Annotated in this window: 9 protein-coding genes and 1 other RNA gene; 6 read left to right on the forward strand and 4 right to left on the reverse strand. The window is 70.0% G+C overall.

Features of this window, described 5'->3' with window-relative positions:
* Positions 1 to 59 precede the first annotated feature (59 nt).
* From BM140_RS09030 to ssrA, 4 genes are all read right to left on the reverse strand, one after another.
* On the reverse strand, positions 60 to 3,206 hold the full coding sequence (locus tag BM140_RS09030; protein WP_091944352.1) for an efflux RND transporter permease subunit: 3,147 nt from the start codon (positions 3,204 to 3,206) through the stop codon (positions 60 to 62).
* Entirely contained in the window at positions 3,206 to 4,318 is a 1,113-nt protein-coding gene (locus BM140_RS09035) for an efflux RND transporter periplasmic adaptor subunit (protein ID WP_091944355.1), read from the reverse strand. The genes BM140_RS09030 and BM140_RS09035 overlap by 1 nt, the downstream gene beginning before the upstream one ends.
* 142 nt (positions 4,319 to 4,460) lie before the next feature.
* Entirely contained in the window at positions 4,461 to 5,099 is a 639-nt protein-coding gene (locus BM140_RS09040) for an SspB family protein (protein ID WP_091944358.1), read from the reverse strand.
* Positions 5,100 to 5,156: 57 nt separating this feature from the next.
* Positions 5,157 to 5,542: a transfer-messenger RNA gene (gene ssrA, locus BM140_RS09045) on the reverse strand.
* A gap of 42 nt (positions 5,543 to 5,584) precedes the next feature.
* Here ssrA and BM140_RS09050 point away from each other — a divergent pair.
* From BM140_RS09050 to BM140_RS09075, 6 genes are all read left to right on the forward strand, one after another.
* On the forward strand, positions 5,585 to 6,454 hold the full coding sequence (locus BM140_RS09050; protein WP_425287051.1) for a CPBP family glutamic-type intramembrane protease: 870 nt from the start codon (positions 5,585 to 5,587) through the stop codon (positions 6,452 to 6,454).
* 51 nt (positions 6,455 to 6,505) lie between these two features.
* Positions 6,506 to 7,300 carry a thymidylate synthase gene (locus tag BM140_RS09055; protein ID WP_091944361.1) on the forward strand — a complete coding sequence of 265 codons (795 nt, stop codon included), beginning with the start codon at positions 6,506 to 6,508 and terminating at the stop codon, positions 7,298 to 7,300.
* Positions 7,300 to 7,797 carry a dihydrofolate reductase gene (locus BM140_RS09060; protein ID WP_207549445.1) on the forward strand — a complete coding sequence of 166 codons (498 nt, stop codon included), beginning with the start codon at positions 7,300 to 7,302 and terminating at the stop codon, positions 7,795 to 7,797. The genes BM140_RS09055 and BM140_RS09060 overlap by 1 nt, the downstream gene beginning before the upstream one ends.
* A gap of 222 nt (positions 7,798 to 8,019) precedes the next feature.
* The gene (gene hflK / locus BM140_RS09065; RefSeq protein WP_091944364.1) at positions 8,020 to 9,168 is read left to right on the forward strand and encodes an FtsH protease activity modulator HflK; all 1,149 of its coding nucleotides are present in this window, start codon (positions 8,020 to 8,022) and stop codon (positions 9,166 to 9,168) included.
* Complete coding sequence (hflC, locus tag BM140_RS09070; protein ID WP_091944367.1) at positions 9,165 to 10,121, forward strand: protease modulator HflC; 957 nt, start codon at positions 9,165 to 9,167, stop codon at positions 10,119 to 10,121. Before hflK ends, hflC begins: the two co-directional genes overlap by 4 nt.
* A 115-nt stretch (positions 10,122 to 10,236) precedes the next feature.
* Positions 10,237 to 11,781, forward strand: a complete 1,545-nt coding sequence (locus BM140_RS09075) for a DegQ family serine endoprotease (protein ID WP_091944518.1) — start codon at positions 10,237 to 10,239, stop codon at positions 11,779 to 11,781.
* Positions 11,782 to 11,790 lie beyond the last annotated feature (9 nt).

Consider the following 11,790-nt stretch of genomic DNA (forward strand, 5'->3'; position numbering starts at 1 on the left):
AACGTAATCCGTCAAATGGAAGACATCCCGATCCATCCCGAGGCGGCGGATCGAGAGTCTCAGGCCGGAGCGCCGGCGGGGCCGAAGCGGCCGTAGCGCAGGGCCAGCGTCGGCAGGATCAGCAGGTTCAGCACCGTCGAGGTTACGAGGCCGCCCAGGATGACGAGCGCCATCGGCCCTTCGATCTCGCGGCCGGGCTCTCCGGCTCCGAGCGCCAGCGGCAGCAGGCCGAGACCCGTCACCAGCGAGGTCATCAGGATCGGCACGAGACGATCTGCCGCGCCCTCGATCGCCGCCGACCGGCCCCAGGACCGACCCTCCACCGCGGTGAGGTGCTCGTAATGCGAGACCATCATGATGGTGTTGCGCAGCGAGATGCCGAACAGCGTCACGAACCCGACGATGGAGCCGAGCGAGACCACGGCACCGGTCGCCGCCACCGCGGCGACGCCGCCGACGAAGGCGAAGGGCAGGTTGACCAGCACGAGGATCAGGTTGCGGGTCGAGCCGGTGACGACGGCGAGCAGCACGACGATGCCGAGCCCGGCGAGCGCCGAATAGGCGATCAGGTCGCGCCGCGCCTTGGCCTGCGCCTCCGCCGCGCCCGCGAAGCTCACATAGACGCCCGGCGGCAGCTTCACCTCCTTGCCGATCTTGCGCCGCGCCGCCTCGACGAAGGAGGCAACGTCGCGCTCCTCGACGTTCGACGTGATCGTCTGCACGCGCTGCGCGCCGATATGCTGGACGGCGTAGCGCCCGGAGGTCTCGTAGATGTCGGCGACCTGGGACAGGCGGATGAAGCTGCCGCCGCGCACTCGGATCGGCAGGTCGCCGAGGCTCGACAGGCGGGTGCGGACGGCCTTTTCCAGGATGACCGTGACGTTGAAGACGGCGTTGCCCTGGTAGGTCTGGCCGACCACGTCGCCCTGATAGGCGGTGCGGACGATCTCCAGGACCTCGACGGCATCGAGCCCCCAGTGGCGCAGGTCGTTGGCCCGCAAGGAGACGTTGATCTGCGGGAGCCCGGCGGGGGAGACCACCTGCACGTCGGCGGCCCCCCGCACCTCGCCGAGTTCGCGCGCCACGTCGCGGGCGGCGGCCTCGATCGCGGACAAGTCGTTGCCGAACACGTGGACGGCGACCGGCGCGGTGAAGCCCGAGACCGTTTCCTCGATCCGCTCGGTCAGGAAGGTCTTGAGCGAGAAGCCGGCGCCCGGCGTCTTCGCCATCAGCGCGCGGATGCCGGCCTCGGCCCGCTCCTGGCCCTCGCCGTCGAGGCCGGCGGCGAGGTCGATATGGATCTCGCTGTAATGCGTGCCGCCGACATCGTAGCCGGCCTCCGCCCGCCCGACCTGCTGGGCGACCGCGCGCACGCCGGGCACTTCCTTCAGCGCCTGCGTGATGTGCCCGCCCAGGCGCAGCGACTGCTCGAGAGACGTGCCGGGCGCGGCGGCCATGTGCAGGATCAGGTGGCCCTCCTTCAGATCGGGCAGGAAGGCGCCGCCGAGGAAGGGCACGGCCGCACCCGCGGCGACTACGGCGACCAGCCCCGTCGCCATGATCCGCTTCGGGGCGCGGTCGATCCGCGTGAGGAGCCGCATGTAGGCGGCGCGCGAGGCGCGCATCGGCAGCGGATCGAGGGTCGGCAGGCGCTTGCGCCGCGCCAGCAGCAGCACGGCCAAAGCCGGTGTCAGGGTCAGCGCCACCGCGAGCGAGGCCAGCACGGCGAGGATGTAGGTGAGGGCCAGCGGGCCGAACAGGCGGCCGGCGACCCCCGTCAGCGCCAGGACGGGGAAGAAGACGAGGAGCACCGCGAGCGTCGCGTAGGCGACCGAGGTGCGCACCTCCATCACCGCCTCGAACACCACCGCCGGGCCCGGCAGAGGCGTGGCCAGACGGCGGTTCTCGCGCAGGCGGCGCACCACGTTCTCGACGCCGATCACCGCGTCGTCCACCACCTCGCCGATGGCGATGGCGAGCCCGCCCAGCGTCATGGCGTTGAGGCTCTCGCCGAGCGCGGCGAGCACCGCGACCGCGGCGATCAGCGAGAGCGGGATCGCGACCGCGCTGATCAGGCTGGTGCGCCAGTCGAGCAGGAACATGAACAGCACGACGATCACGAGGAGCCCGCCGAGCGCCAGCGCCTGGATCACGTGGCCGTTGGCGACCGCGACGAAGTTCGCGGGCCGGAACAGGTCGGTGCGCAGGGTGATGCCCTCGCGCTCCAGGCCCGGCCGCAGCTCGGCCAGAGCCGCCTCGACCTGTTGGGTCGCCTCGACGGTGTTGGCGCCGATCTGCGCCCCGACCGAGAGCATCACGCCGGGCACGCCGTCGATCTGCGCCGCGCTGATCGGCGGCTCGGGGGCGTCGCGCACGTCGGCCACGTCGCCGAGCGTGACGCTGGCCCCGCCCTCGTTGACCAGCACCGTGCGGGCGACGTCTTCCGGCGTCAGCGATTGGCCTTCGGTCTGGAGGGCGATGCGCTGGTTCGTCGTATCGACGAAGCCCGCGCCGCGCACGCCGGTGGCCTTGCGGGCGGCGGCCAGCACGTCGTTGAGGCCGATGCCGAAGCGGATCAGGTCGCGCGGGCGCACCTGCACCTGGATCGAGCGGATGTCGCCGCCATAGACCAGCACTTCGGCGATGCCGGGGACCGCCAGCAGCCGCAGGCGCAGCCGCCAGTCGGCGACGGTGCGCAGATCGAGCAGCGAGCGCGTCTGCGAGGTGAGGCCGAGGACGAGGACGGTGCCGGTGGACGAGGTCAGCGCCGTCATGGTCGGGGCCATGACGCCCTGCGGCAGGCGGCTGGCGATGGTGGCGAGGCGCTCGTTCACGAGCTGACGCGCCCGGTAGATGTCGCTTCCCGTCGTGAAGGTGGCGGTGACGACGGACAGGCCCTGGATCGAGGTCGAGCGCAGGCTCGCGAGGCTCGGCAACCCGTTGATCGCGCCCTCGACCGTCTGCGTGACGATCACCTCGACCTGCTCCGGGCTCAGGCCCGGCGCCTCGGTCTGGACCGAGACGGTCGGGGGGGCGAATTCGGGGAAGACATCGTACTTCGCTTGTCCCAGCGCCATGACGCCGTAGACGAGCAGGGCGAGGCCGAGCGCCAGCACCACGCCGGGGAAGCGCACCGCGAAGGCGACGAGGGCCGCCTGAGGCCCCGTCTGCGGTGCGGCCGGGGGAATGGCCGGGGGCGCGGCCATCAATCGTCGTCATCCATGGAGGCCGGCGCCTGCGCCCTCGCCTCCTCGGACAGCAGCGCCTGCGCGCCGCCGACGACGATCTCGGTCTCCTCCGCGAGATCGCCGACCACGTAGGCATCGGCCGACATCGCGGCGTTCGGCGGCAGCGGATGACGGGCGAAGCCGTCCTCGCCGACCTCGCGGTAGAACCACGCCCCGCCCTGCCAATGCACCACCGCATCCTCGGGCACGAGGATGCCCTCGACCGCCCGGTCGGCGGTGATGAAGGCGAGCGTGCTCATGCCAGGCAGGAGGCCGCTGTCGCCGGAGACGAGGTAGAACAGGCTGACGCCCTGGATGCGCTGGTCGGTGCGTGTGGCCGGCGAGACGTAGCGCAAGGCCACGCGCTCGCTCTGCGGCGGCACCTCGGCAAAGGCCGTGTCGGGCCGACCCTTCAGCGTTTCGCCCGGCGGCAACGTCACCTGCACGAGGAAGTCGGTGCGCTCGATCAGCCGCGTCACGACGGTCGAACGCTCGACGATCGCCTTGCCGATCACCGGCCCCCATTCCTGCTGGGCGGTCGCCGCCAGGGTGCGCAGCTGCGACTGGGCCGCCGAGAGCGCGGCCTGATCGGTCTGGTAGGTCCCCTCCGCGGTCTCGACCTGCACCTGGGTCGCGTAGGCGCCGAGACTGCGGGCGCGCTGGAAGGCGCTCTTCGAGACCTCGGCCCTGGCCTGGGCGGTCTGGAGCGCGGCCTGGGCGCTGGCATAGGCGTTGGTCAGTTCCGTGACGCGGGCGAGATCGAGGACGCTGCCATAGGCCTGGACCTCGATGCGGTGGCGGCCCGGCTCGACCTTGCGCGTCTCCACGCCGATGCGGGCCCGCTCGTCGGCATCGAGCTTCACCACGACGCGCCCGTTCTCGATCGCGGTGCGCTGGACCGGCTTCGCCTCGGGTTTCGGCTCGGGGCGCAGCGCCGTCGGCGCCTGCGGGGCCGTAGATCCTTTGGCGAAAAGATCGTCGAGATCCGGCAGGCGGTTCAGCAGCCGCGGCTCGATGGCGAGGACGAGCCCGCCGAGCGCCAGGACCAGAGCGCCGACGAGCCAAGCCTGTGAGCCGCCTCGTCCTTTCACCCGCGCATCCTCCCGCCGACGGCCCGATGCCGCCCTGCCGGATTACCGAATTATCCCGGTTTTGAATACCGAAATTGCCCGAGCATCAACGCCGCCGCAGGCTTTTCGGCCCGCGCGGTAAACGGCGGCGATGCGCGGCGGGTCAGTTCTTCTTGCGGAAGGCGTCGAGGCTGACGACCTCGGCGCTCGCTTCCTTGTCGCCCTTCTCGGCGGCCTCGGGCTTGGCCGGCTTGTCCTTGGTGCCGTCCTCGGCCTCCTTGGCCTCGCGGGCGACCGGAAGGGCCGGCACGATCTTCGGCCCGGCGCCGACCGGGGCCAGACCCGTCCCCTTCGGCTTGATCTCCGCCGGTTCGGACGCCGCACCGCGGGGCCCGGGCTTCGGGGCGGCGGTCGGCGTCTCCACGGACTCCTCGCCCTCGGCGCCCTCGTTCAGATCGAACTTGAGGCCGAACTGCACGGAAGGGTCGAAGAAGCCGGACAGGGCGTCGAACGGAATCAGCAGCCGCTCCGGCACGCCGGAGAAGGACAGGCCGACCTCGAAGGTATGCTCGGTGACGTTCAGGTCCCAGAACTGGTGCTGCAGGACGATCGTCATCTCCTGCGGGTATTTCTCGCGCAGGCGCTGCGACATGCGCACGCCCGGCGCCTCGGTGCGGAAGGAGATGTAGAAATGATGCTCGCCCGAGAGCCCCTCGCGGGCCGCATCGGTCAGCACCTTGCGCACGACGCCGCGCAGGGCATCCTGAACCAGGAGATCGTAACGGATCAGATCTTCGGCCATCGGCGCTCGCTTGTCCGGTCACGGCCGGAGGGCGGCAGCGCCGGGACGTGGAAATTGAGTGGAGGTTTCTGTTGCCAGGTACCTCCGAACCCCGCCTAAACGGTGCTACCCGCTAGGACTTTAGGTCGGTTTTTGGCACCGCTTACGCGGCGACAGCCACCGGAGCAAAGTTGTCGTTGGCAACTATTGCAAAGGCCCGATAACGGCGGAACCATGCCGAGCGAAAGTGCTCCCTTTACGCCCTCGTCGATCCTATTTCGCCCCCGCCGGAACCCAGCACGTCGGCCGGTGACGGCCATGCGGCCATCAGTCCTGGGTTCGGGTGGAGGCGCCGGGTACCGCCCCCGGGTCCGATAGGTTTATTTCGAAGAACGTTTATCGCCATAGCCGGCCTTGCGACCGGCAAGGGGAATATAGAGGGGCCGACGGCGGTTTTGAAGAGCGATCCGCGCTCAGACCCGCTCCGCGCTGGAAGCGTGGCCGAATTGCCGCCCCTCGGAGCGGGCGGCGGCGCGCATTCTCACACCGAATCACCGCCGATCACGCCCGCCGCCGCTCCGCTCAGGTGGCTCGGCCGCATGCTCGGGCTCGTGCTCGTGCCCCTCGTGATTCTCGTCGCCGCCACGTTCATCGCCGGCCCGCTGGTGCGGTTCGTCGGCGATTGGCGCCTGGGGCTCGACCCGTTCACGCCGCTGGCGGAGCGCCCGCGCCTGCCGCTGGCCGAACTCGCCGCCCGCGGCGTCATCACCGACGCCCTGCGGCAGGGGGTGATGGCCCTCCTCGTCCTCGGGCTCGCGGCGTTCGCCTGCCGCGGCGGCGGGCCGGGCGCCCTGCGCCGCCGCCTCGGCTTCGCGAAGCCGGCTCTGCCGCGGGCCTCGACCCGGCGGCTCCTGTGGCTGCTGCCGCTCTGGCCGCTGATCCACATCGCCTGGGTGACGGCGACGGCGGCGGCGCTCAACGTCAATTTCGGGCACGGCGTGCGCCTCTCGCCGTTCCTGTCGTCCACCATGGTCGCCCTGTGGCTCACCTTCGTGGTCCTGCTCGCGCCGCTCGCCGAGGAATTGCTCCTGCGCGGCGAGGTCTATGCCCGCGCCAGCGCCTTCCTCGGGCCGGCGGCGACCATCGTGGTCACGGCGCTGATCTTCTGCCTCGCCCATGTCGGGCTGGAGCCGGCCCCCCGCTACGCCAGCTCCTTCAGCGCGCTGGCCCGGCCGCTGACCCTGCTGCCGCTGGCCCTGACCCTCGGCTGGCTGCGCTGGCGCACCGGACGCCTCTGGCCCTGCATGCTGCTCCATGCCTGGAGCAATCTCGCCCTGGTCACCTATCAGCTGGGCTGGTTCGCCGGTTTACGGTGATGCGAGCCTCGACTCGACATCCGGCCCGTCGCCCGTCAGACCTGACCGGACATGCGCGCGTATCACGATCTCCTGACCCGCATCCTTGAGGACGGCACCCGCAAGGAGGACCGCACCGGCACCGGCACGCTGTCCGTGTTCGGGCACCAGATGCGCTTCGACCTCGGGCAAGGGTTCCCCCTCGTCACGACCAAGCAACTCCACCTGCGCTCGATCATCCACGAGCTGCTGTGGTTCCTCAAAGGCGACACCAACGTCCGCTATCTCCGCGAGAACGGCGTCACGATCTGGGACGAGTGGGCCGACGAGGCCGGCGATCTCGGGCCGGTCTACGGGCGGCAATGGCGATCCTGGGAGAAGCCCGGCGGCGGCACGGTCGACCAGATCCGATGGGTGCTCGACGAGATCGCCCGCAATCCCGATTCGCGCCGCCTCGTGGTATCGGCCTGGAACCCGGCCGACCTCGACAAGATGGCGCTGGCTCCGTGCCACTGCCTGTTCCAGTTCTATGTCGCCGACGGGCGCCTCTCCTGTCAGCTCTACCAGCGCTCGGCCGACGTCTTCCTCGGCGTGCCGTTCAACATCGCCAGCTACGCATTGCTCACCGCGATGATGGCGCAGGTGACGGGGCACGAACCGGGCGACTTCGTCCACACCTTCGGCGACGCCCATCTCTACGTGAATCATCTGGAGCAGGCCCGGCTCCAGCTCTCGCGCGCGCCGAAGCCCCTGCCGAAACTGCGGCTCAATCCGGAGGTTCGCTCCCTGTTCGACTTCACCTTTTCGGACATCGCCATCGAGGCCTATGCGCCGCATCCGGCGATCAAGGCGCCGGTGGCGGTCTGATGGCCTCGCGCGTCTCCCTGATCGCGGCGGTCGCCCGCAACGGCGTGATCGGCCGCGACAACGGCCTCGTCTGGCGCCTGTCGAGCGATCTGAAGCGCTTCAAGGCGCTGACGCTGGGCAAGCCGATCCTGATGGGCCGCCGGACCTGGGACTCGATCGGGCGGCCCCTGCCGGGCCGGCGCAGCCTCGTGCTGACCCGCGACCGCAGCCTCGCCATCCCCGGGGCCGAGATCGTGCATTCCTGGGACGAGGCGGTGACGGCGGCGGGCGCCGACGAACTCATGGTGGTGGGGGGCGCCGAGATCTACGCGCTCGCCCTGCCGCATGCCGACCGGCTCCACCTCACCGAGGTCGATGCGGCGCCCGATGGCGACGTGCATTTCCCCGATTTCGACCGCTCCGCCTTCCATGAGACGCTACGTGAAGCGCATCCGGCGGGGGAGCGCGACGAGTTTCCGTTCCAGTTCGTGGATTGGGAGCGCAGGTCCGGCCGTTGACCGAACCGGGGCGCATTGGCCGCAGGGCCCCGGCGGTTGTCCGGCCGGTGGGTGCGGTTGCCATTGACGGGCCGCGCGCCCACCTGCCAGCCTTGACAGGAAAGCCCGCGGCCACTCAGGTGCGCGGCGTATCCCTAAGGCTGCGGCAAACGCGTTCTTGCGGCTTGAGAAAATCGTCGCGCCTCATGCGGGGCGCAGCCTGAGCAGGAGTTCACGTCGAGAATGCCTTGGAGCAATCAGAGCGGCGGCGGTGGCGGCCCCTGGGGCCGGCCCGGCGGCGGCGGTGGTAACGGCGGCGGTCCCTGGGGTGGCGGGGGCGGCGGCAAGACGCCCCCCGATCTCGAGGATCTGCTCCGGCGCGGACAGGACCGCCTCCGCGGCGTGATGCCCGGCGGCGGCTTCGGCGGCGGCAAGGGCCTCCTGATCGCGGCGGGCCTCGTGGTCGGCGCGTGGCTGCTCACCGGCTTCTACATCGTGAAGCCCAACGAGGTCGGCATCAACACGATCTTCGGGCGCTACACCGGCTCGACCGCCGAGGGCCTGCGCTACAACTTCCCCTATCCGATCGGCACCGTGCAGAAGCCGAATGTCGGCGTCGTGAACTCGATCCAGATCGGCTACACCGCCGCCGGAACCCGCACCCGCGACGTCCCGGAAGAGAGCCTGATGCTCACCGGCGACGAGAACATCGTCGATCTCGATTTCGAGGTGCAGTGGCGCGTCAACCCGGCCAAGGCCGAGGATTACGTGTTCAACCTCGCCAACCCGGACGGCACCATCAAGGCCATCGCCGAGAGCGCCATGCGCGAGGTGGTCGGCCGCCGCAACATCCAGGCGATCCTGACCAACGAGCAGTCCAGCATCGCCCAGGAGGTCAAGGAGATCCTCCAGTCCGCCCTCGACGAGTACGGCGCGGGCGTGCGCATCGAGGTGGTGCAGCTCACCAGCGTCAACCCGCCCCCGGAGGTGCGGCCGGCCTTCATCGACGTGAACGCCGCCCAGCAATACGCCCAGCAGGTGCGCAACGAGGCCGAGACCTACGCGAGCCGCGAAGTGCCCCAGGCCCGAGGCAAGGCGAGCCAGGTGATCCAGGGCGCGGAAGCGTTCCGCACCCAGGCGACGGCGGATGCCACCGGTCAGGCCGCCCGCTTCAGCCAGGTGTACCAATCCTACAAGGCCGCGCCCGCCGTGATCCGCGAGCGCATCTTCCTGGAGACGATGGAGAAGGTGCTCGGCTCGGTGAACAAGGTGATCATCGATCAGAACGGTTCGGGCGTCTCCGGCGCCGGTGCCGCCGCCGGCGTGCTGCCGGTGCTGCCGCTGACCGACACCCTGCGGGCCCCTGCTGCGAGCGGAGCGACGAGCCGATGAACAATCCCGCCCTCCGCACCGGCCTGATGGTGATCGCCGCCGCGATCGCCGTCGGCCTCTACGCCTCGGTCTTCACCGTCGGGCAGATGCAGCAGGCGCTGGTGCTCCAGCTCGGCCGCGTCCGCGACGTGCTGAACCCGGTCGGCCAGAACAAGCCGGGCCTCTACTTCAAGGTGCCGTTCGCCGACAGCGTCGTGCTGTTCGACAAGCGCGTGCTCGACCTCGACCTGCCGGTGCAGCCGCTGCTCACCGCCGACCGACAGAATCTCGAAGTCGACGCCTTCGCCCGCTACCGGATCGTCGATCCGCTGAAGTTCTACCAGTCGGTCGGCACCATCGCCCTGGCCAACCAGCGTCTGGCGAGCTTCACCAACTCGGCTTTGCGCAACGTGCTCGCCCGCTCCAGCCGCGACGCGCTGGTGCGGACCGACCGCGCCCAGCTGATGAACGACATCCAGGACAGCGTGAACCGCGAGGCCAAGGGGCTCGGCGTCGAGATCGTCGACCTGCGCATGACCCGCGTCGATCTCCCGGCCAAGAACAGCCAGGCGGTCTACGACCGCATGACCTCGGAGCGGAAGAAGGAGGCGACCGACATCCGCGCCAACGGCGATCAGGCCGCGACGCTGATCCGCGCCAAGGCCGACCGCGACGTCACCGTGATCCTGGCCGAAGCCAACCAGCAGGCCGAGGAGCTGCGCGGCGCGGGCGAGGCCGACAAGAACCGCATCCTCGCCGAAGCCTTCGGCAAGGACGCCGACTTCTTCGCCTTCTACCGCTCGATGCAGGCCTACGAGCACGCGCTGAAGGGCCAGGACACCAAGCTGGTGGTGAGCCCGAATTCGGACTTCTTCCGCTTCTTCTCGGATCCGCAGGGGCGTAAGCCCGAGGCGGCGAAGGGCGACGCCGCGAAGACCGAGTCGAGCCCCGGCACGACCGGCACGGTGCGATAGGACCCGAGCACTGCGGCATCCGCGGCCGGCGCCCTTGATCGGGGTGCCGGCCGCCGAATCTATAGGCGAGCCTAAAAACCGGGCCGCACCCAAGACGATGAGGAAACCGCCCATGATGCCCGCTGCGAGACTCGCCGCGAATGCCGACCGGGCCCGTCGGCCCTCGCTCGCCCGGCGCGCCGCCTCGGCGCTCTCCGCCGCGGTGCTGGGCGTTACGGTCGCCGCCGTGTCGCTGCCCCTGCCCGCCCTGGCCAAGGGCCCGGAATCGCTCGCCGACCTCGCCGAGAAGGTGACGGATGCGGTGGTCAACATCTCGGCCTCGACCACGGTCGAGACCAAGAGCACCGGCCGCAGCCTGCCGCAGCTTCCTCAGGGCACGCCGTTCGAGGACCTGTTCGAGGAATTCTTCAAGCGCCGCGGCGGCCAGGGCAGCCCCAAGAGCGAAGACGACAGCCCGCGCTCGCCCTCTCGCAAGTCGAACTCGCTGGGTTCGGGCTTCATCATCGACGCGTCCGGCATCGTGGTGACCAACAACCACGTCATCGGCGACGCCAACGATATCCAGGTGATCCTCAGTGACGGCGTGAAGCTGAAGGCCGAGATCGTCGGCAAGGACCCGAAGCTCGACCTCGCGGTGCTGCGGGTGAAGCCGACGGCCGAGCGCCCGCTCAAGGCCGTGCCCTTCGGCGATTCCGACAAGATGCGCCCGGGCGACTGGGTGATGGCGATCGGCAACCCGTTCGGGCTCGGCGGATCGGTCTCCGCCGGCATCGTCTCGGCGCGGGGCCGCAACATCGAATCCGGCCCCTACGACAACTACATCCAGACCGATGCGGCCATCAACAAGGGCAATTCGGGTGGCCCGCTGTTCAACATGGACGGCGAGGTGATCGGCATCAACACCGCGATCCTGTCGCCGTCGGGCGGCTCGGTCGGCATCGGCTTCGCGGTTCCCTCGGGCACCGCCTCCCCGGTGGTGGAGCAGCTGCGCCAGTTCGGTGAGGTGCGCCGCGGCTGGCTCGGCGTGCGCATCCAGAACGTGGACGACGCCACCGCCGAGGCGCTCGGCCTCAAGGGCGGCGCCAAGGGCGCGCTGGTGGCCGGCATCGACGAGAAGGGCCCGGCCAAGACCGCGGGGCTCGAGGTCGGCGACGTGATCGTCAAGTTCAACGGCGTGCCGGTGAAGTCGTCGAGCGAGCTGCCCCGCATCGTCGCGGCGACCCCGGTGGGCAAGCAGGTCGACGTGCAGGTCGTGCGCAAGGGCGAGGAGCAGACGAAATCCGTGCTGCTCGGACGCCTGGAGGACGGCGAGAAGACCCAGGTCGCCACCGCGAAGCAGCCCGAGGCGGAATCGGTCAACCGCCAGATCCTCGGCCTCAGCCTCACCGGCCTCTCGGACGAGGCGCGCAAGCGCTTCAACATCAAGGACACGGTGAAGAGCGGCGTCGTTGTCACGAAGGTCGATCCGAACTCGACCGCCGCCGACAAGCGCATCCAGCCGGGCGAGGTCATCGTCGAGGTCGGCCAGGAAGCCGTTTCGGCGCCCGCCGACGTCACCAAGCGCGTCGAGGCGATGAAGAAGGAAGGCCGCAAGTCGGTGCTGCTGCTGGTCGCCGGCCTCAGCGGCGACGTGCGCTTCGTCGCGATCGGCCTCGACTGAGCGTCGGCC

Origin of the sequence: Methylorubrum salsuginis (genome assembly GCF_900114375.1) — a bacterium.
Classification (GTDB): Bacteria; Pseudomonadota; Alphaproteobacteria; order Rhizobiales; family Beijerinckiaceae; genus Methylobacterium; species Methylobacterium salsuginis.

Coding starts and splice junctions, on each gene's coding strand:
- BM140_RS09075 (WP_091944518.1), top strand. CDS start 10,237: ATGCCCGCTGCGAGACTCGCCGCGAATGCCGACCGGGCCCGTCGGCCC.
- BM140_RS09040 (WP_091944358.1), bottom strand. CDS start 5,099: ATGGCCGAAGATCTGATCCGTTACGATCTCCTGGTTCAGGATGCCCTG.
- hflK (WP_091944364.1), top strand. CDS start 8,020: ATGCCTTGGAGCAATCAGAGCGGCGGCGGTGGCGGCCCCTGGGGCCGG.
- BM140_RS09060 (WP_207549445.1), top strand. CDS start 7,300: ATGGCCTCGCGCGTCTCCCTGATCGCGGCGGTCGCCCGCAACGGCGTG.
- BM140_RS09055 (WP_091944361.1), top strand. CDS start 6,506: ATGCGCGCGTATCACGATCTCCTGACCCGCATCCTTGAGGACGGCACC.
- hflC (WP_091944367.1), top strand. CDS start 9,165: ATGAACAATCCCGCCCTCCGCACCGGCCTGATGGTGATCGCCGCCGCG.
- BM140_RS09030 (WP_091944352.1), bottom strand. CDS start 3,206: ATGGCCGCGCCCCCGGCCATTCCCCCGGCCGCACCGCAGACGGGGCCT.